Source organism: Paracoccus aeridis, from assembly GCF_004923205.2.
In the GTDB taxonomy this organism is placed as follows: Bacteria; Pseudomonadota; Alphaproteobacteria; order Rhodobacterales; family Rhodobacteraceae; genus Paracoccus; species Paracoccus aeridis.
On sequence record NZ_SELD02000036.1, the window covers coordinates 16,768 to 35,498 of the forward strand.

An 18,731-nucleotide genomic window follows, 5' to 3' on the forward strand; every position below is an offset into this window, starting at 1 on the left:
GGCCGGGTCAGTCAAGGATGTCGATCGCCCGTGCCGTTTCCTCGATCGGCGCATAGTCGTCGTTCGTGGCCTCGACGAAGCCCTTGCGCGGGAACGAGGCGAGCAGGTCCGGGTCGTCCATGCCGATCAACGCCTGCCTGACCCGTTCGGTGAACCCGTCGCCGAAGCGTGCGTCGACGTCGCCGCGGATGGTCCAGTTGTAGTCGGGATAGGGCGGCGTCTTCCAGATGACGCGGGTGGTCGCGACTTCGGGGGCGCCCTCGGCCACGGCGGTGTCATAGACCGTGTAGTTCAGCGCGCCCAGCTGGTAGGCGCCGGTCGAGACGAGCCGCAGCGTCTGCCCGTGATCGCCCGAGAAGCCGACCTGAGAAAAGAACTCCTCCGGTACCTTGCCCGTTTCCTCGCGGATATGGAACTCCGGCATCAGCCGGCCCGAGGTCGAGGTCTGGGCGCCGAAGGTGAAGCTCATCCCCTCCGCTGCCAGAGGAAAGTCGTCCGACGGCTGAAGCCCCGTGCTTTCGTGGGCGATGAAGTAGGACACGAACGTCCCGTCCTCGACCCCCTGGGCGAGGGCCTGCGAGCCGGGCACCGCCAGCCGCGCCTGAACGCCCGACAAGCCGCCGAACCAGGCAAGCTGGATCTGGTCGTTGCGGAAGGCCGTGACGGACGCCGCGTAGCTTTTCACGGGCACGTACTGCACGTCGACGCCGAGTTCGTCCGACAGGTAGTCGGCGACCTTGCCGAACCGCTCCAGAAGGCGCGTCTCGTCGTCGTCGGGAATGGCCGAGAAGTAGAGGGTCGTGGCCTGCGCGCTTGCCGCAACGCCGCCGAGCACAAGGCCGAGGGCTGCGGCCACGCCGCCAATCAGGCTATGCATGTCGATTCTCCGTGATGAAGCTGGGCCTGCACCTGAACGGCGCCGAAAACCACACCGGGCTGTCGGCAGGTTCGACCATCATACGTCCTGAGACGTGAGCGCACACGGCGCATCGAGGGCCTATTCCAGAGCTTGATTGAACGCTAACGCCGGGCGCCTGCCGTGGCAAGATTGCCGGTCTTCGGGTGGGAGCAACGACGGGCGGACCTGCTGAAGTTCGAAGAAGCTCCGTTGGAGATGCGATGTTGACGACCGACTCGTTCTCCCTCGCCACAGCGTGAAAGGCGGCATTGCGGCAGTTGAGGACGCCGGTCGCGTTCACGGCAAACATTCGCTCGAAGTGCATCTTCGTGTTGGTCTCGTCGCATCTGAAAAACGTACGTTCCTCGGGGACATCGTTCTCGCGCTTCAGTCATGAAGCGACTACTTGCCTCGTGTGCGGAAGAAGCTGCCTCAATCTTCACGTGCTCGCGCTCTGTCCGAAGCGGGGGCGATCTTTTCCTTCAGCGCCGCGGTCTCGGCCGCATGGCGCGCATCTGCCGGTTGGTTGGAGAAGCAGCAGCTGGCGGCAGTCAGCCCCCCTCCCAGCGTTGCAGACGCAGTCGGCTAGATCGAGGTGGCACGGCTTGTGCCACTCTGACGCGCAACCCGGTGAAAAGCTTAACTGCTCGCTCGTGAAAGCGGGTTAAAATCCGCTCCACCACGTGTAGTTTTTGGTCTCGCGGTCACCGTTTTACTGCCTGGCCTTGCGCTCCCAGCATCGCAATTGACCCCTGCCGGAGCATACGCTTCCCGCGGGAAGTCAAAGCAAGTCCTGGAGAAGGCAACATACAGCATCACCGCGAGGGCGGATGACGCCGGATGCGGGTCCTGCCTGCCGGCAAGGACTCGTCACCTCCTGCCGCAAGGGAGGGCGCTCATTCCCGCGCGGGCGAGCCGACTTCACCCGAGAGTGCCGTTCGCCCGATCCCTCACAGGCAGAGCGAGGTGCTTACCACCGGCAGGAAGCTCCACAGGGTTGCGACCAGCGCCACGTACGCCAGGATGGTCGCGACCCGCTGGACCCAGGGCAGGGGCGAGGCGAAGCGGGGCCTGCGCAGGAGGACCTGCATGGCGACCTGCAGCGCAACGGCGGCGACCCCCAATACGATCAGCGCGATGCGCCCTTGCCCGGTCGTCAGCCCGGCTGTGCGCCACAGGTCCGAGCAGATGATGCCTTGGAGCCCGTAGACTGCGCTGAAGGCCGCGATCCAGACGGTGAGGGGGATCGAGATGCGCAGCATGTCGGTCATGACAACACTCCTGGCAGCCAGGCGCCGCCGAGACCGATCAGCGCGGCCAGCACGGCATAGTCGATCCACAGCCGGACGACCCGCGCGTCACCGAAGCGCCGGGACGAGATGTAGCCCGCGCCGATGCGGCCCAGCAGGAACAGCACCATCAACCCCGCGATCCCGGCATGGAAGACGACATAGCCCGCGATCACCCACAGCGTCGCGTCATAGGCATGGGCGTTGTAGGTGGTTCCCGCGAACACCGTCCCGGCAGCGGCCACCAACGCGGCGAGCCCCGCAAGGCTGGCCAGCAGGCCCGGCCAGGGCTGGCCCTGCGCGCGGATGGCGCGGTCGGCGAGCCGGATGCCGCCGCTGGCCAACGCCGCTCCGGCAAGCGCCAGGACCGGCCCCGGAATGCCGGTCTGCAGGATCCGGGGCGGCGGCCAGTTCGGGGCGACCGTCCACAGGAAGGCATAGCCGAACAGCAGCGACCCGAACAGCACCGAATCCGCCAGCAGCAGGAACAGCGACCCCCACCAGCCGGGCGGATAGGCCACCTCGGTGTGGGGAGGAAGGAACACGCCCCGGCCAGCGTCCAGCAGCCCCTCGTCCCGGCGCGAGCCGTTCGCCCAGGCCCAGACCAGCGCCAGGACGGTGACACCCCCGGCCGCGATGAACATGAGCGAGTACCACTTGAACACCGGCGCCATGAACATGACGCTGGTGACGACGGCCATCACGAACGGCACGATCGTGTTGTTCGGAAAGACCGAGATGAACTCGGGCTCGCCCCGCGCCACGCTGACGGCCAGCGTTTCGCGCCGGTTCCGGACCGGCTCGCCCAGGAACCCCTCGCCCCTCGCGATCTGGACGGGCAGGTCGGGGTTGTCGTGCAGGGGATACCGGCTGTTCACCACCGGGATCGAGGCCACGTTGTAGGCGGGACCCGGGATCGGGGTGGCCCATTCCAGCGTCCCGGCGTTCCAGGGGTTGCGCCGGCCGCGCACGGCGACGAAGGCGTTCACCGCCACGTCGAGGATCACCAGCCCGAAGCCGATCGCCAGGACGAAGCCGCTGATCGAGGCGAGAAGGTTGATGAGTTCCCACCCCGAGCCGGCCTCGACGACGTCGATCCGCCGCCGCATCCCCAGCAGGCCCGCCCAGTGCAGCAGCAGGAAGGTGCCGTGGAATCCTGCCATGACCAGCCAGAAGGCCACTTCGCCCATCCTGAAGAAGCGCTTGCGCCCGGTCAGGACCGGCAGCCAGTAGTAGATCCCCGCGATCATCGGGAAGACGTAGCCGCCGATCAGGACGTAATGCAGGTGCGCCACGATGAAGTAGCTGTCGTGCGCCTGCCAGTCGAAGGGGACCATCGCGACCATGACCCCGGTCAGACCGCCCATCACGAAGGTGACGAAGAAGCCGAGGATCCACAGCATCGGCAGGTGCATCTCGGGGCGGCCCTTCCACAGGGTGCCGATCCAGGCGAAGATCTGCACCCCCGTGGGCACGGCCACGAGGGTCGAGACGGCCGAGAAGAAGGCCAGCCCCATGTGCGGGATGCCGGTGGTGAACATGTGGTGAACCCACAGCCCGAAGCTGAGGACCGCCAGCGAGATCGCCGCCGCCACCACCCAGCCGTAGCCCAGGAGCGTGGTGCGCGCCATGACCGGCAGGACCATCGAGATGACTCCCGCGGCGGGCAGGAAGATGATGTACACCTCGGGGTGGCCGAACAGCCAGAAGAGGTGCTGCCACAGCAGGCTGTCGCCGCCATGCTCGGCCTGGAAGAAGGGCATGTCGAAGGCCCGCTCCAGTTCCAGGATCAGCGAGCCGAGGATCATCGGCGGGAAAGCGGTCAGGATCATCACCGCCACCACCAGCATGTACCACGCGAAGATCGGCAGCTTGTCCAGCGACATGCCGACCGCGCGATAGCGCAGGACGGTGACGACGACCTCAATCGCGGCGCCGATGGCCGAGATCTCGATGAAGCTGATCCCGAGCAGCCAGATGTCGGCGTTGATGCCGGATGAAAAGGCGGTGGAGCTCAGCGGCGGATACATGAACCAGCCCCCGTCGGGGGCGACCCCCGCCAGCAGGGCGACGATCATGATCGTGCTGCCGATCATGTAGCACCAGAAGCCGTAGGAACTGAGCCGCGGAAAGGCCAGGTCGCGCGTCCCCAGCATCCCGGGCAGCAGGAAGACGGTCAGCGCCTCGAAGAAGGGGATGGCGAACAGGAACATCATGATGGTCCCGTGCATCGTGAAGATCTGGTTGTAGATCTCGGGACCCATGAAGGCCGAGCGGGGCGAGGCGAGCTGCGCCCTGATCAGCATGGCGAGGATGCCACCGGCCAGGAACATGCCGGTGGCACCGATGATGAACATGTTGCCGATGGTGTTGTTGTTGACCGTCGTGAGCACGCCCTTCCAGCCGGGATCGTTCCGCCAGATCGGATACAGCGCCTTGTGCAGGCGCAGAGCGGTCATGCGTGGCTTGTCGGTCACGGCAACTCCCCAGTCAGAAAGGCATTCCACGCGGCGGCGTCATGCGCGACCACGGTGAAGCGGTGGGTTCGGTAACCGGCGCCGCTGAACTCGGCGCTGACGCCTGCGTATTCGCCCGGCTCCCACGCTTCGAGACGCAGGACATTCACGTGGCCCGGGATCGCGTCGAGCTTGCCCGCGAGCCGCGGCACCCAGAAGCTGTGGATCACGTCGGCGCTGGTGATCCGGACATCGACCGGCCGGCGGGCGGGGATGTGCAGCACGTTCTCGGTCGTGCGGCCGGGCAGGTCGGGATAGGAAAAGCGCCATGCCCACTGCCGCCCCTCGGCCCCGACCGCGACCACGTCGGGTCCCGGGCGCGGCAGCAGCCTTTCGCCGATCGACAGCCCCCAGGCGGTCAGGGCGGCAAGTACGGTCATCGTGAAGCCAAGCCCCAGGCCCTTGATCCAGAGCGTCTCGCGCCGCTTGTCCGCGTCGTCGCCCGACGGTCCCTCGCCCTTGCGGAAGGCCAGCACCAGCAGGACCATGACCAGCAGGAAGATCGCCGCCGCCCCCGCCAGCATGACCCACCACAGGGTGGCGATGGTGTCGGCTGCCGGACCGGCGGGATGGACGGTGGACAGCCGCTCCTCGCAACCAGCCAGCACCACGGGCGTTGATCCCCCGATGATCATCCTGAGGGGAAGCCGCCGATGGCCGAGGACCGGAACGAAACGACCGACGAACGCCAGGGCGGCGCGCAGCCGGATGGCAAGGACGGCCAGCAGCGCAGCAGCGAAACCGGCGACGCGCGCAAGGGTGCGCAGGACGGAGGAAAGGAATCCGGCGGCAGGGAATCCGGGGGCGGAGAAGCCGGGGGCGAGGAGGAGGAGGGTCTTTACGACGACCCCGTTTCCAATCTGCCCGGCTTCCATCAGACCTCCTCCGCCATCGCGATCGCGGGCCACCCGCTGCATGCGATGAGCGTGGCCTTTCCCATCGCGCTGACCTTCTGCACCTTCGGCGCCGACGTGTTCTACTGGTGGACGGGCGACAGCTTCTGGGCGCGGGCCGCGCTGTGGGCCGCAGGCATGGCCTTCCTGATCGGCGTCGCGGCGGCCTTCACGGGCACGCTCGAACTGCTGTTCGTGCCGGGCATCCGTGCGCGCGCCGCGGCCTGGACCCATGCCGCGATCGCGGTCGTGCTGCTGTCGATCCTGGGCGCGAACTGGGGCTATCGGCTCTACGGCTACGAACAGGCGGTGCTGCCCTATGGCATCCTGCTTTCCGCCTTCAGCGTCTTCATGGTCGGCGCGACGGGGTGGCATGGCGGCAAGCTCGTCTTCGACTATCATCTCGGCACGTCCGAAACCGGCAACTGACGGCCGTGTGGCTCTGTCAGCCAGCCGGGCAGGGTAATGTCGCCCAGGTCGGGCTTCCAGAGGACGAGCATCAGGATCACCAGGACGGGCACGAGAAGAAGGAGCAGCGGGATGCCCGGCTCGGGCGGGTCATGCCGGCCGTCGGTTTCCCCCAGCTTGACGATGTGGTGGCCCATCCAGGCATGAAAGCCGATCAGCAGCGCCACGAAGACCAGCTTGGCGAACATCCACGGGACGAACACCTCGCGCAGGAAGATCAGCCAGGTGCCCGCGACGATGGCCGTCACCGCCGCAGGCGTGATGATCCAGACATAGCTGATGTGCGAGGCCAGCCGGATCCGGCTGTAGTCGGCCTGCCCGATCGCCGCGTCGTGGCGCGCCAGCATGACCGGCAGGCCGAAAAGGCCGCCGACCCACACCGCCAGCGCGATCACGTGCAGGGCCTTCAGATGGGGGATGACCGGTTCCAGCCAGCCGATCATGTCGGCTGCGCCTTCAACCGCCGCCACCCCTTCAGCGCCACCAGCGCGCCGAAGGCGGCATAGGGAATCCCCGCCGGAACCCACATGATGATCCCGCCGAGCTGCTGGTCCGAAAGCGGCGTCAGCTCCCACTCGAGCGGCGCCCACTGGTGGATGGCATAGAGCGGCTCGGGCGCAAAGGTCAGAAGCGCCCCCAGGAGCCCCATCTGCATGTAGGCGCCCAGGATCGCCAGTCCCGCCTGGCCGGTCGGCTGGCCGGGCGCGAGCACCGCGCGCCAGAAGGCCGCGGCCGCCCCCAGCAGCGTTGCCTGCATCACCCAGTAGAGGCCCATGTTCGCCATCGCCGAGTCATACGCCTGCGGCAGGTGCCAGGCCCACAGCACTGCGGTCGAAATCAGGAACAGGGGCGACGCCGCGCGGGGGCTGCGCGCGGGCAAGGCCAGCGCGATCAGCGGCGCCGCGACCGCGACCAGCAGCACGTGATGCACCACCCGCGCGGAAAACAGCGCGGCCGACAGCGCGCAGAGCGGCGAGACGAAGGCCACGGCCAGCACCGCAACCGCCGCCAGTCCCGTGCGCGACCGGCCGAGCGCCAGCGCAAGCGCGACCAGCGCCACGAGCAGCAGCGGGTCGAGGTTCCAGCGCCACCAGATCGCCGCCGGATCGGGGGCAGGCCCGCAGTAGAGCCCGGCAAGGCCCCCGGCAATGAATGTATCAGCAATCATGCCGCGCTCCCCGCGTCAGCCGCGCCGGGGCCGAGGCCGACTGGATCGCGCTTGCAGGCCTGGGGCTGCCGCGCACGAGTCCGGCAGACCACCCTGGCGCTCGAACCGGCGTCCCGACATCCTTGGAGGCGTCCTCGCACACTGTTTCCTCCTCTGTCAGCCGACGCGCTCGCGCGAAGCCCCTCTGCAGTGGCAACCCTGGCGTGAGCCGGTGGGTTCCCGGGCGGGCAGGGCGGCGGGTTACCCGTGGCCGCTGTGCCTTCCCGGAGAAAGCTGCAGGAGGAAGGATCTCTCGCGCCCGGTTCGAATCTGATTCCCGACCGGAGAGAGATCATGGCCCACGTCCGACCCGGCGATCAATCCGGCATCGGCCCCGCTCCCCGCACCGCCGCGCGACAGCGGCCGATGTGCGGCCCCACCCGACTGCCCTTGGCGGTCATGATCCGGCCCGGCGGTCGTGCTGCCTGCTGGCGTGGTGGCGGCCGCATATGGCTGGTCACGCCGGCGGCTCGTGATCCGACCTGATCGCCGGGCGCCCCGTGCTGGCCGGCGTGCTTGGGACGCCGCAGGGCATTGGCCGCGCGCTCGGTCTGCGTCGCGACCTGCCTGCGGTGCTTGACCCGGCCGGAGGTGGTTCTCGGGGGATGGCCGCTCGTGACCCGGTCAGTCGCACCGCTTCTCCATCTGCCCGGGCCGCGCAACCCGCCGGTCCGGACCCCGTTAGCCGCGCCAGCCCGCGCGCATTGACCTTTCGCGTCGCGCGCGTCTAAACGGTCGGCAGCAAGCCCGCGCCGAAAGGACGTCGAGATGACTGTTTCCCCCTTCCGCAGCCTGATGGCCGTTGCCCTCGTCGCCCTGTCCGCCGGAGCAGCCGCGGCGCAGGATTGGCCGACCGGGCCGGTCCGCGTCGTCGTGGGCTTTCCCGCCGGGTCTTCCCCCGACACGCTGGCGCGGCTGATCACGCAGCCGCTGACGCAGCGGCTGGGCCAGCCGGTGATCGTGGACAACAAGCCGGGTGCCGGCGGGGCAATCGGGGTCCAGCAGATGCTGGTGGCCGGCAACGACCACACCTTCGGCGTCACCATCAACGGCCCGCTGACCACGTCGCAGCGCATGGTCGACGACCTGGGCTACGACACCGCCACCGATATCGCCCCGGTCGCGCTGATCGCCACCAGTCCGCTGGTGCTGGGCGTCGGCGCCGGGATGGAGGTCGATGACCTCGCGGGCTTCGTCGAGCTGGCGAAGTCGCGGCCGGGCGACCTGACCTACGGCTCGGTCGGGCAGGGCTCGGGCGCGCACCTGACCGCCGAGCTGTTCTCGGGCGCGACCGGGATCGAGATGCTGCACATTCCGTTCACCAGCTATGCCGAGGTCACGACCTCGATCCTGGGCGGAGAGATCGACGCGGGCTTCATGGCCCACTCCGCCGCGCTGCCTCATGTCGAGGCTGGGACGATGAAGGTGCTGGGCATCACCTCGGCCGAACCCTCGGCGCTGGCGCCCGACCTGCCCGTGATGGCCGGGCAGGCCGGTCTGCCCGCGGACTTCCGGGCCGAGCTGTGGAACGCCTTCATCGCCCCCGCCGGCACCGATCCGGCGATCATCGAGCGGCTGAACACCGAGATCAACGCCATCCTCGCTGACCCGGCGGTGACCGCGCAGCTGCTCGCGATGGGGTGGCAGGCGCAGCCCGGCACGCCGGCAGAGCTGGCCGATCGCATCGCTGCGGACACCGAGCTGTGGGGCGCGGTCATCGACCGGATCGAGGCGCAGGAATGACCTGCCCGCGGCGGGATCGGCGCCCGGCCCCGCGCCGCTGATGCAGCGCGATCTGCATGACCTGTGGGGCGGGGCGGTTCTCGCCCTGCTGGGGCTGGCGGTGGCGGTCCATTCGGCCGTTTCCTACGACTTCGGCACGCTGCGGCAGATGGGGCCGGGGTTCTTCCCGACCCTGCTGGGGGCAACGCTGGCCGTGCTGGGCATGATCGTGGCGGTGCCGGCATGGCGCCGGCAGGGACAGGCCGCGCCGGTGGCCCTGCCAGAGGCGGCCGCGGTCCTGGGGTCGATCGTGCTGTTCGGGCTGACGCTGGACTGGCTGGGGCTGGTCGCCGCGACTGCCCTGACGGCGATGATCGCGACGCTGCCTTCGGAACGGCGCGGCTGGCGCTGGCGCGTGGTGCTGGCGGGGGCGCTCGCGCTGCTGGTCTGGCTGGTCTTCAGCGTCGGGCTGCAGATGACCATCCCCGTCTGGCCCTGGAGCCGCTGATGTCCGCGGCGGAAGGTCTGATCTTCGGCCTGGGCGTGGCGCTGCAGCCCACGATCATGCTGTACTGCCTGATCGGCGTGGTGCTGGGCACGCTCATCGGCGTGCTGCCGGGCATCGGGGCGATGGCAGCGATCTCGTTGCTGCTGCCGATCACCTACTATATCCCGCCCGAGGCCGCGCTGGTGATGCTCGCGGGCGTCTATTACGGCTCGCAATACGGCGGCGCGGTCGCGTCGATCCTGCTGCGCCTGCCGGGCACGCCGCAATCGGTGGTGACGGCGCTGGACGGCTATCCGATGACCCAGCAGGGACGCGCTGGCGTGGCGCTGTTCGCGTCGATGGTGTCGTCCTTCGCAGGCTCGATCCTGGGCATCGTGGTGCTGGTGCTGCTGGCGTCGTGGCTGTCGGCGGTGGCCACCAGCTTCGGCGCCGCCGACTATGCGGCGATGATGGTGCTGGGTCTGGTCGCGGCATCGACCATCGGCGCGGCGGCGCCGGCCAAGGCGCTGGCCATGGTCGTGCTGGGGCTGATCCTGGGTTGCGTCGGCACCGACGTGAACTCGGGCGTGCAGCGGCTGAACTTCGGATCCACCCAGCTGATGGACGGGATCAATCTCGTGGCGCTTGCGATGGGGCTCTTCGGCGTGGCCGAGGTGATCGGCGGCATCCGCGGAGCCGAGCGGCACGGCGTGCCCGAACGGGTTTCCTTCGCGCAGATGATGCCGGGCCGCGACGACGCCCGGCGGATGGTGGGACCGACCCTGCGGGGCACGGGCGTGGGCAGTTTCTTCGGCGCGCTGCCCGGGACGGGGTCCACGATCTCGTCCTTCCTGTCCTATGCGCTGGAACGCCGGATCGCGAGGCGCCCGGAACGCTTCGGCAAGGGTGCGATCGAGGGCGTGGCCGGTCCCGAGGCCGCCAACAACGCGGCGGCGATCACCGCCTTTGTCCCCACGCTGACGCTGGGGATACCGGGCGACCCGATCATGGCGTTGATGCTGGGGGCGCTGGTCATCCACGGCGTCCAGCCCGGCCCCATGATGATCGAGGCCCGGCCCGAGATGTTCTGGGGGCTCGTCGTCAGCTTCGGCATCGGCAACCTGCTGCTGCTGATCCTGAACCTGCCGCTGATCGGGATCTGGGTGTCGATCCTGCGCATCCCGTTCCGCTGGCTCTACCCCGCGATCATCGTCTTTGTCTGCCTGGGCGTGTATTCGGTTCGGGGCAGCACCTTCGACATTCTCGCGGTGGCGGTGATCGGGGCGGCGGGATATGCGCTGATCCTGGCATCGTTCAGCCCGGCGCTGCTGCTTCTGGGCTTCGTGCTGGGACCGCTGATCGAGACGAACCTGCGGCGGGCGCTGCTGATCTCGCGCGGGGATCCGATGGTGTTTCTGGAACGCCCGATCGCCGCGTTCTTCGTCTGCGCCTCGGTGGCTCTGCTGTTGCTGTCGGCGGCGCAGTCCTTCCGCCGCCGGGGCAGGCGGGCTGCTTAAGGCTAAGCGGGTCCTGCGACGCCTGCGCGACGCCAAGCCGGCTGCGCGACGTCGATCTCGGCAGCGGTCAGGGATCGAGAAAGCGATTGCGCGAGAGCCGGGATGGCGGAAGGATTGCGGCTCCTCCTCATTTTGCCCAGGCTGTCATGGCGACACTGAACTGGAACCACCTGCGCGTCTTCGCGGCCATCGCCGAGAACGGGGGCGTCACCCGCGCCGCGCAGGCCTTGGGAATGAGCCAGTCGGCCGTCAGCCAGACCCTGCTGCGGCTGGAAACGGCGATGGACCGCACGCTGGTCCGGCGCGAGGGGCGCGGCTTCAGCCTGACGCCGATGGGCGAGGCGGTTCTGGCCGACGCGCAGGCGATGCAGACGGCGGCCGAGCGCATCGGCCTGCGCGTGGGCCAGCACCGGCCCGAACTGCGGGTGATGGTCGTCTCGAACCTGATCTCTCCGCTGCTGGACGAGGCCATCCGCCTGTTCCACCAGCGCCACCCGGAAACCCTGCTGCGGGTCGATGTCCGCAACAGCCACGACATCGTGGCGAGCCTGCGCGAGCAGGCGCACGGCGTCGGCATCTGCCTGCTGAGCGATCCGGTGCCGGAACTCGATTGCCGCTTCCTGTTCCGGGACGAATGGTCCGTCTTCTGCGGCGTCGAGCATCCGCTGTTCGGGCGCGAAGAGATCACGCTGGAAGAATTGCGGACGGAGCCGTTCGTGGCCTTTGCCTGCGCCCGTGACGGCGCCGGGCTGGAACCCATGGGCCCCTTGAGCATCCGCCTGGGCCTTGGCCAAAGCACCAGCGGCATCAGCGCGCATGTCGAGGAGGTGCGGCGGATGATCGTCTCGGGCGTGGGGCTTGGCCTGCTGCCCTGGTCATCGGCCCGCGCCGAGGTCGAGGCCGGGCTGCTCTGGCCGGTCCGCACCACGGGCGAATGGCTGGGCACGCATATCTACCTGGTCCGTCACCCCCGCGCCTGCACCCTGGCCGAGACGCAGTTCGCCGACGTGATCGAGGAACTGCTGCCGCTCATTTCATCCCCGCGCCGCTGACCTCAGGGTCAGCACAGCATCGCCTCGATCAGCATCGGGCCGGGTTCGCGGACCGAGGCGGCGATGGCGCGGTGCAGTTCCGCCGCGTCCTCGACCCGCTGCGACGGCACGCCCATGCCGCGGGCCAGCGCGCAGAAATCCAGATCCGGCCGGCGCAGGTCCAGCATGTCCAGCGCCGTGGGACCGGGGTTGGCGCCGACGCGCAGAAGCTCTCCCTTCAGGATCTCGTAGCTGCGGTTGGCGAAGATGATGGTGGTGACGTTCAGCCCCTCGCGCGCCTGCGTCCACAGGCCCTGCAGCGTGTACATGGCGGAGCCGTCGGCCTGCAGCGCCACGACCGGCCGGTCGGGGCAGGCGACCGCGGCCCCCGTGGCCAGCGGCACGCCGATCCCGATCGAGCCGCCGGTGATGGACAGCCAGGACAGGGGCGGCGCGCCCGCGGCCAGCCGGCCCACGTCGCGGCCGCGGGTGATGCCCTCGTCGATGACGATCGCCCCGTCCGGCAGGGCCGAGGCGATCGCCTGCGACAGCGCGAGATCGTTCAGCGGCCCGGCGCGCGGGGCCTCGGGGCGGGGCGCGTCGGTGCCCTGCCACGGCTTGGCGCCGACCCGTGCGGCCAGCCCTGCCAGCGCGGCGCGGCCGTCCTCACCCCGGTCGGCCAGCGTCACCACGCGGCAGTCTTGGGGCAGCAGGACGCTTGGCCGGTCGGGATAGGCGAAGAAGGCGACAGGCTCGACCGTCTCGACCAGCACGGCGCGGTCGAACCGCGAGAGCGCTTCCAGCGCCATGTCGATGGGGTAGGGGATGCGCGGAATGACCGGCCGGCCCGCGCCCAGCTCGACCCGCCGGTTCGCGCCGGGAGCCATCAGCGTGGCTCCGGTCTTTTCGGCGATGCCGGCGGCCAAGGCCATCGCCGCCAGGTCCTCAAGCACCGTGCCGCCGATCAGCAGCACCGCGCCGGGGCCGAGCGCCTCTGCCGCGCGGCTGACCGCCTCGTTGGGCACTGCGGCGGGCGGGGCGACGGGCAGGGGCGGGGCGATCACGCCGCCCTCGTCCCATCCCAGGTCGGCGGGCAGGATCAGCGTCGCCACCCTGCCGGGGTGAGAGGACGCCGCCGCCAGCCCCTCCATCGCGTCGCGGGCGAGCGTCGCGGCCGAGGTGCCGGTCTTGACCCAGTCGGAGAACGGCGCGACCGTGCCCGCCAGATCGGCGGACAGCGGCGCGTCGTAGCCGAGGTGCCGGACGGCGTGTTCGCCCACCAGGTTCAGCACCGGCACCCGGCCCTTGCGGGCGTTGTGCAGGTTTGCCGCGCCATTGGCGAAGCCGGGCGCGAGATGCAGCAGCGTGGCGGCGGGCTTGCCCGCCATGCGCGCGTAGCCGTCGGCGGCCCCGGTCACGACGCCCTCGAACAGCCCCAGCACGCAGCGCATCAGCCGGGTGCGGTCCAGCGCATCCACGAACTGCATCTCGGACGTGCCGGGATTGGCGAAGCACACCTCTGTTCCCGCGGCGTGCAGGCTGCGGACGACGCTTTCCGCCCCGTTCATGCGGCGTCCTTCCGGGCATTGGCAAGCACCTGAAGCCGCCTTGCGAGTGCCGGGCTGTCGGTGCCGGCGGCTTCCTTCCGCATCGGCGGCAGGGTTTCGGCGAAGTGGCAGGCGACGAGATCGCCGCCGACCGGCCGCAGTTCGGGCCGGTCCACGCGGCAGCGGTCCTGCGCGAAAGGGCAGCGCGGGTGGAAGGCGCAGCCGGGCGGCGGCGCCATCGCGCTGGCCGTTTCCCCCTTGAGCGGCACGTGCGCGACGCGGTCCGACGGCACCGGGCGGGGGGCCGCCGCGATCAGCGACCGGGTATAGGGGTGGCGCGGATCGGCAAACAGCCGCGCGGCATCGGCCTGTTCGACGATGCGGCCCAGATACATGACCGCGACGCGGGTGGCGATGTGGCGCACCACCGCAAGGTCATGGCTGATGAAGACATAGGCCACGCCCGTCTCGGCCTGCAGATCCTGCAGCAGGTTCACGATCTGCGCCTGGACGGACACGTCCAGCGCGCTGACCGGCTCGTCGCAGACGATCAGCCGGGGGTTGGTCGCCAGCGCCCGCGCGATGCCGACGCGCTGGCGCTGCCCGCCGGAAAACTCGTGCGGATAGCGGCCCGCGTGCCAGGACGACAGCCCGGCCATTCCCAGCACCTCGTCGATCCGGCGGTCCAGCCCCGCCCCGCCCGCCATGCCATGCAGGCGCAGCGGCTCGGCGATGACCTCGCGCACGGTCATGCGCGGGTTGAGCGAGCCGAAGGGGTCCTGGAAGATCATCTGCATCTCGCGCCGCGCGGCCCGAAGCTCGGCCGGGGAAAGCGAGAAGACGTCGCGCCCGTTCAGCAGCACCCTGCCGGACGTCGGCTCGTGCAGCCGCAGGATGGTGCGCCCGGCCGTGGATTTTCCGCAGCCGGATTCGCCCACGATGGCCAGCGTCTCGCCCGCGCCCAGCGTGAAGCTGACGTCGGTGACGGCCTGCACCGCGCCGGTCACCCGGCGCATGAGGCCGCGGCGGACGGGAAAGTGCTTGGTCACGTTCTCGACGGACAGAAGGGGCGCGCTCATGCCGCGGCCTCCTCGATGGGCGCGCGCCAGCAGGCGACGCTGTGGTCCGGCCCGAGGGGGGCCAGCGGCGGCTGCCGGGCGCGGCAGACGTCTATCGCCAGCGGGCAGCGCGAGGCGAAGCGGCAGCCCTGCCGGTTGGCCCAGGGCGGCGGGACCGAACCGGGGATGGTGGCAAGGCGGTCGGCGGGCGCGTCCAGGCGCGGGACCGCCGCCATCAGCCCGATGGTATAGGGATGCTGCGGGTCGGCGAACAGCGCCCTGGTCGGCGCGCGTTCGACGACAAGCCCGCCATACATCACCGCCACCTCGTCGCATGTCTCGGCCACGACGCCCAGATCGTGCGTGATGAGCAGGATGGCCGTGCCGGTGCGTTCCTGCAGGTTCTGCAGCAGTTCCAGGATCTGCGCCTGGATCGTCACGTCCAGCGCCGTCGTGGGTTCGTCGGCGATCAGCAGCACGGGGTCGTTCGCCAGCGCCATCGCGATCATCACCCGCTGGCGCTGGCCGCCCGAAAGCTGGTGCGGGTAGTCGTCGATCCGCTTGGCGGGCGAGGGCAGGCCGACCATGTCCAGAAGCTCGACGGCCCGGTCGCGGGCGGCGCGGTCGGGCAGGTCGGAATGGGCCTGCAGCATCTCGCGCAACTGCACCCCCAGCGTGTAGACGGGGTTGAGCGAGGTCATCGGCTCCTGAAAGACCATGCCGATGCGGCCGCCGCGCAGCTTGCGCATCTCGGATTCCGGCAGGGCCAGCAGGTCGCGCCCCTCGAACATGATCCGCCCGCCGGCGTAGTGCCCGGGCGGCTGGGGCACCAGGCGCATGACGGCCAGCGAGGTCACCGACTTGCCGCAGCCGGATTCGCCCACCAGTCCCAGCGTCCGGCCTTTCTCCAAAGTCAGGTCGATGCCGTTGACGGCGGGAAAGCGGTGCCGGGGGGCGCCGAACTCGATCACCAGGTTCTCGATGGAAAGCAACGGTCCGCTCATGGCATCCGTCCATAGACGAAGGGCGAGGCCTCGTCGTGGCTGCGCCCGGCGAAGTCGCGGGCGGCGAAGTCGATTTCGGCCTGCCGCTGCGCGGCCTCCAGCCGGTCCAGCGCGGCGGGAAGGTCGAAAGCCAGCGCGCGCCCGTCCTCGACCACCTGCCGGCCATCGACGAAGACCTGCCGGACCGGACGCTCGCCCGCGACATAGATCAGGGACCGCAGCGGGTCGCGCACCGGGCGCATTGCCGGATGGTCCAGATCGGCCATGAACAGGTCCGCCTTGGCCCCGGGCGCCAGCCGCCCGATGTCGTCCCGGCCGAGGATCGTGGCCCCGCCGACGGTCGCGGCGTCGAACACGTCCGAGGTCCGCAGGTCGAACACGTCCCCCGACATCAAGCGCGAATTGATCAGGACGTGCCGCATCTCCTCGATCATGTTGTGGGGGTAGGTGTCGGTCCCTATCCCCAGGGCCACGCCCGCGCGGCGATAGCGGCCGAAGCTGCGCAGCGCGATGCCGCGGCGCTGGAACACGGTCGGGCAATGCGCGACCGCGGTGCCGCTGGCCGACAGCCGGTCCAGGTCGCGGTCATGCGGCCAATGCACCCAGGGGTGATCGTTCAGGAAGATGCCGTGTCCGATGATCGTGCCCGCCCCCAGCACGCCCAGCTCGTCGAGCCACTCGACCGGGGTGCGGCCGTGGCGGCGGGTGATCTCGTGGAATTCGACGACCGACTGCGCGGCATGGATCTGCATGGGCACGCCGCGCCGACGCGCCTCGGCGTGGCTGTCGCGGATCAGCTCGGGCGTGCAGGTGTCGATCTGCGAGGGCGCGACCATCCCCGTGATGCGGCCGCTCTCATGCGCGGTGGCGCGGTCGATGAAGCCCATCGCGTCGGCCATGGCGCGCTCGCCGTCCTGGGGCTTCCAGTCGTAATGGACGACATGGCCATCGGTGGTCCCCCAGCTGGCCGAGCGGTACATCGGCGCCACGATCCCCCGCAGCCCCGACTGCGCCAGCAGGTCCAGCCAGCCGTCATAGACGACCGACAGGTCCACCAGCGTCGTCACCCCGGATTGCAACAGTTCCGAATAGGCGACCTGGGTGCAGGCCTGCGTCCCTTCTCCGCTGGTGCCGAAAAGCGGCATGTATTCGTAGAGCGAGCTCATGTACAGCGCCGGGCTGCCGAGTTCGTCCAGGAAGCCCTTGTTCAACGGCTCGGACAGCGGATGCGAATGGATGTTCACCAGCCCCGGCGATACCAGGCTGCGGCTGCCGTCGATCTTGCGCGCGGCGGGGCCGTCGTAGCGCCCGCCCACATGCACCAGCCGGTCGCCCGCAAAGGCGACATCGCCCGAGGTGAAGCGGTGGCCGGCTGCGGTCTCGTCCCAGGCGACGATCCACGGGCAATCGCGGATGACGGTGGCGTTCTTCGGTTCCATGCTCTCCCCCTCCGCAAGGAAATCGGCGGGGCCGCGGACGGCCCCGCCCGTCCGGTCACTCGACCAGCTTGAGGTCCAGCCCCTTGTAGAGCGCGGCGCCATAGTTGCTGTGCGGCACGATGGGCGCGAGCCGCTTGGACGACACGATCGTGCGCGGCTCGTGGATCAGGGGCAGCCAGACATTGGCGTCATGCACCTTGTGCAGCACCTTGCTGTAGGCCCCGGCGCGGGTCGCATCGTCCAGCGCCGCCTTGCCTTCCGACAGCCACTGGTCGGTCTCGGGGTCCTTCCAGTTCATGCGGTTGGGCGTGGGGATGTTGGTCGAGGGGAAATACAGGTTCAGCGCGTCGCCTGCCGAGACATAGGGATAGCTCATCCCGAAGGCGTCGAATTCCTGCGTGGCCATCTTGCCCCAGGCGACGGTGGCGTCGAAGATCTCGACCTGCAGATCGACCCCGATCTTGCGCAGTTCCGCCTGGGTGTATTCCGACAGCTTCTGCCAGGTCGAGCCGGTGAAGAAATAGCCGATCGGCGCAAGCCTCACCCCGTCCTTGACGCGGATGCCGTCGGGACCGGCAACCCAGCCCGCCTCGTCCAGCAGCGCGTTTGCCGCGGCGGGGTCGTACTTGGGCAGCTCTGCCTCGACGCTCGGGTCCCAGTCCTTCGTCTCGAAGCTGATGTAGCTGCGGGCGCCCTGCACGCCGCCGAAGAACTGGTCGCGGGCCAGCGCGTCCTGGTCGATGGCCATGTTGATCGCCCGCCGCACGGCCGGGTCCGCGACCGAGGGGTGGTCGATCTTGAAGCCGATGAAATAGGTCCAGAACGCGCTGTCGGACTGCACCACGTTCAGGTTCGGCGCGACCTTCATCTGTTCGAGCGCGATATAGGGGATGTACTGCGTGATCTGCGTCTGGTCGGTCATCAGGGCGATGGTGCGGGTGTTCTCCTCGGGGACCACCTGCCAGACCAGCCGGTCGATCTGCGCCTCGCCCTTGTTTTCGTAGAAGGCCGGACCCCAGGCGTAGCCCGCATGCTTCGTCATCGTCAGCCGGTCGCGCGGGTTCCAGCTTTCCCAGCAATAGGGGCCCGTGCCGTTCATCCCTTGGATGCCGAAGTCCTGGCCCAGCGCCTCGACCTGGTTGCGGTCGATGACCGTCGCGAAGCTCTGCGTGAGCTGGTAGAGCAGTTCCGAGAAGGGCGCCTTCAGCTTGTAGACGACCGTGGTCGCGTCCGGGGCGGTGATCGATTCCACCTCGCCCGCGCGCCATTTCACCGGCGAGGCGGTGGCCGGGTCGAGCCAGCGGTTGAAGCTGTAGACCACGTCCTCGGCCGTCATCGGCCGGCCGTCGCAGAACTTGACGTCGTCGCGCAGCTTGAAGGTGTAGGTCAGGCCGTCCGCGGACACCTCCCAGCTCGTGGCGAGGGCCGGGGACAGGGTCTGCATGTCCGGCTCGATCGACACCAGCGTGTCGCCCAGCATGAACAGGATCTCGGCCGCGGCCAGCGCCGTGGTCTTGTGGGGGTCGTAGTTGTTGGCGTCCATTTCGCGGGCGATGTTGATCTCGTTCGCCCAGGCGCCTGACAGCGCCAGGATGCTGGCCGCCGTCGCGAGGCCCAGAGTCTTGCGGGTCGTCATGGTCTTCCTCCCTGCTTGT

Annotated in this window: 16 protein-coding genes; 5 read left to right on the forward strand and 11 right to left on the reverse strand. The window is 69.3% G+C overall.

Going from position 1 to position 18,731, the window contains the following annotated elements:
* Positions 1 to 7: 7 nt before the first annotated feature.
* The 4 genes from ELI80_RS11205 to ELI80_RS11220 form a co-directional block, all read right to left on the reverse strand.
* Positions 8 to 877 carry a putative selenate ABC transporter substrate-binding protein gene (locus ELI80_RS11205; RefSeq protein ID WP_136652008.1) on the reverse strand — a complete coding sequence of 290 codons (870 nt, stop codon included), beginning with the start codon at positions 875 to 877 and terminating at the stop codon, positions 8 to 10.
* 971 nt (positions 878 to 1,848) lie between these two features.
* Entirely contained in the window at positions 1,849 to 2,169 is a 321-nt protein-coding gene (locus ELI80_RS11210) for a hypothetical protein (protein ID WP_136652009.1), read from the reverse strand.
* Complete coding sequence (locus ELI80_RS11215; protein WP_136652032.1) at positions 2,166 to 4,646, reverse strand: cbb3-type cytochrome c oxidase subunit I; 2,481 nt, start codon at positions 4,644 to 4,646, stop codon at positions 2,166 to 2,168. Before ELI80_RS11215 ends, ELI80_RS11210 begins: the two co-directional genes overlap by 4 nt.
* A 14-nt stretch (positions 4,647 to 4,660) precedes the next feature.
* Entirely contained in the window at positions 4,661 to 5,314 is a 654-nt protein-coding gene (locus ELI80_RS11220) for a cytochrome c oxidase subunit II (RefSeq protein ID WP_236641462.1), read from the reverse strand.
* A 249-nt stretch (positions 5,315 to 5,563) separates the two neighbouring features.
* On the opposite strand from ELI80_RS11220, the gene ELI80_RS11225 reads away from it, so the two are divergent.
* Entirely contained in the window at positions 5,564 to 6,025 is a 462-nt protein-coding gene (locus ELI80_RS11225; protein ID WP_136652033.1) for a DUF2231 domain-containing protein, read from the forward strand.
* Here ELI80_RS11225 and ELI80_RS11230 read toward each other — a convergent pair.
* Both ELI80_RS11230 and ELI80_RS11235 read right to left on the reverse strand, forming a co-directional pair.
* Positions 5,995 to 6,507, reverse strand: coding sequence for a CopD family protein (locus ELI80_RS11230; RefSeq protein WP_136652011.1), 513 nt, complete (start codon positions 6,505 to 6,507; stop codon positions 5,995 to 5,997). The genes ELI80_RS11225 and ELI80_RS11230 overlap by 31 nt on opposite strands.
* Positions 6,504 to 7,232, reverse strand: a complete 729-nt coding sequence (locus ELI80_RS11235; protein ID WP_136652012.1) for a cytochrome c oxidase assembly protein — start codon at positions 7,230 to 7,232, stop codon at positions 6,504 to 6,506. The genes ELI80_RS11230 and ELI80_RS11235 overlap by 4 nt, the downstream gene beginning before the upstream one ends.
* Before the next feature lie 807 nt (positions 7,233 to 8,039).
* Here ELI80_RS11235 and ELI80_RS11240 point away from each other — a divergent pair.
* The 4 genes from ELI80_RS11240 to ELI80_RS11255 all read left to right on the forward strand — a co-directional run bounded on the left by ELI80_RS11240 (position 8,040) and on the right by ELI80_RS11255 (position 12,049).
* Positions 8,040 to 9,014, forward strand: coding sequence for a Bug family tripartite tricarboxylate transporter substrate binding protein (locus ELI80_RS11240; protein ID WP_136652013.1), 975 nt, complete (start codon positions 8,040 to 8,042; stop codon positions 9,012 to 9,014).
* Between the two features lie 40 nt (positions 9,015 to 9,054).
* Positions 9,055 to 9,501, forward strand: coding sequence for a tripartite tricarboxylate transporter TctB family protein (locus ELI80_RS11245; protein WP_136652014.1), 447 nt, complete (start codon positions 9,055 to 9,057; stop codon positions 9,499 to 9,501).
* Entirely contained in the window at positions 9,501 to 10,997 is a 1,497-nt protein-coding gene (locus tag ELI80_RS11250) for a tripartite tricarboxylate transporter permease (RefSeq protein WP_136652015.1), read from the forward strand. Before ELI80_RS11245 ends, ELI80_RS11250 begins: the two co-directional genes overlap by 1 nt.
* Before the next feature lie 146 nt (positions 10,998 to 11,143).
* Positions 11,144 to 12,049, forward strand: coding sequence for a LysR family transcriptional regulator (locus tag ELI80_RS11255; RefSeq protein WP_136652016.1), 906 nt, complete (start codon positions 11,144 to 11,146; stop codon positions 12,047 to 12,049).
* Between the two features lie 8 nt (positions 12,050 to 12,057).
* Here ELI80_RS11255 and ELI80_RS11260 read toward each other — a convergent pair whose 3' ends face one another.
* From ELI80_RS11260 to ELI80_RS11280, 5 genes are read right to left on the reverse strand one after another with little or no spacing between them, the layout of a single operon-like run.
* Positions 12,058 to 13,596: an acetolactate synthase large subunit gene (locus tag ELI80_RS11260; protein ID WP_136652017.1), complete on the reverse strand. Its 1,539-nt coding sequence runs from the start codon at positions 13,594 to 13,596 to the stop codon at positions 12,058 to 12,060.
* Positions 13,593 to 14,654 carry an ABC transporter ATP-binding protein gene (locus tag ELI80_RS11265; RefSeq protein ID WP_136652018.1) on the reverse strand — a complete coding sequence of 354 codons (1,062 nt, stop codon included), beginning with the start codon at positions 14,652 to 14,654 and terminating at the stop codon, positions 13,593 to 13,595. Before ELI80_RS11265 ends, ELI80_RS11260 begins: the two co-directional genes overlap by 4 nt.
* Positions 14,651 to 15,637, reverse strand: coding sequence for an ABC transporter ATP-binding protein (locus tag ELI80_RS11270; RefSeq protein ID WP_136652019.1), 987 nt, complete (start codon positions 15,635 to 15,637; stop codon positions 14,651 to 14,653). The genes ELI80_RS11265 and ELI80_RS11270 overlap by 4 nt, the downstream gene beginning before the upstream one ends.
* Positions 15,634 to 17,076, reverse strand: a complete 1,443-nt coding sequence (locus tag ELI80_RS11275) for an amidohydrolase family protein (RefSeq protein ID WP_136652020.1) — start codon at positions 17,074 to 17,076, stop codon at positions 15,634 to 15,636. The genes ELI80_RS11270 and ELI80_RS11275 overlap by 4 nt, the downstream gene beginning before the upstream one ends.
* A gap of 55 nt (positions 17,077 to 17,131) precedes the next feature.
* Positions 17,132 to 18,712: an ABC transporter substrate-binding protein gene (locus ELI80_RS11280; protein ID WP_136652021.1), complete on the reverse strand. Its 1,581-nt coding sequence runs from the start codon at positions 18,710 to 18,712 to the stop codon at positions 17,132 to 17,134.
* Positions 18,713 to 18,731 lie beyond the last annotated feature (19 nt).

What these genes read in the sequence shown, in the direction of transcription:
- ELI80_RS11265 (WP_136652018.1), bottom strand. Translation starts at nt 14,654, where the DNA reads ATGAGCGCGCCCCTTCTGTCCGTCGAGAACGTGACCAAGCACTTTCCC.
- ELI80_RS11280 (WP_136652021.1), bottom strand. Translation starts at nt 18,712, where the DNA reads ATGACGACCCGCAAGACTCTGGGCCTCGCGACGGCGGCCAGCATCCTG.
- ELI80_RS11240 (WP_136652013.1), top strand. Translation starts at nt 8,040, where the DNA reads ATGACTGTTTCCCCCTTCCGCAGCCTGATGGCCGTTGCCCTCGTCGCC.
- ELI80_RS11215 (WP_136652032.1), bottom strand. Translation starts at nt 4,646, where the DNA reads ATGACCGCTCTGCGCCTGCACAAGGCGCTGTATCCGATCTGGCGGAAC.
- ELI80_RS11255 (WP_136652016.1), top strand. Translation starts at nt 11,144, where the DNA reads ATGGCGACACTGAACTGGAACCACCTGCGCGTCTTCGCGGCCATCGCC.
- ELI80_RS11260 (WP_136652017.1), bottom strand. Translation starts at nt 13,596, where the DNA reads ATGAACGGGGCGGAAAGCGTCGTCCGCAGCCTGCACGCCGCGGGAACA.
- ELI80_RS11235 (WP_136652012.1), bottom strand. Translation starts at nt 7,232, where the DNA reads ATGATTGCTGATACATTCATTGCCGGGGGCCTTGCCGGGCTCTACTGC.
- ELI80_RS11205 (WP_136652008.1), bottom strand. Translation starts at nt 877, where the DNA reads ATGCATAGCCTGATTGGCGGCGTGGCCGCAGCCCTCGGCCTTGTGCTC.
- ELI80_RS11250 (WP_136652015.1), top strand. Translation starts at nt 9,501, where the DNA reads ATGTCCGCGGCGGAAGGTCTGATCTTCGGCCTGGGCGTGGCGCTGCAG.
- ELI80_RS11275 (WP_136652020.1), bottom strand. Translation starts at nt 17,076, where the DNA reads ATGGAACCGAAGAACGCCACCGTCATCCGCGATTGCCCGTGGATCGTC.
- ELI80_RS11245 (WP_136652014.1), top strand. Translation starts at nt 9,055, where the DNA reads ATGCAGCGCGATCTGCATGACCTGTGGGGCGGGGCGGTTCTCGCCCTG.
- ELI80_RS11270 (WP_136652019.1), bottom strand. Translation starts at nt 15,637, where the DNA reads ATGAGCGGACCGTTGCTTTCCATCGAGAACCTGGTGATCGAGTTCGGC.
- ELI80_RS11210 (WP_136652009.1), bottom strand. Translation starts at nt 2,169, where the DNA reads ATGACCGACATGCTGCGCATCTCGATCCCCCTCACCGTCTGGATCGCG.
- ELI80_RS11230 (WP_136652011.1), bottom strand. Translation starts at nt 6,507, where the DNA reads ATGATCGGCTGGCTGGAACCGGTCATCCCCCATCTGAAGGCCCTGCAC.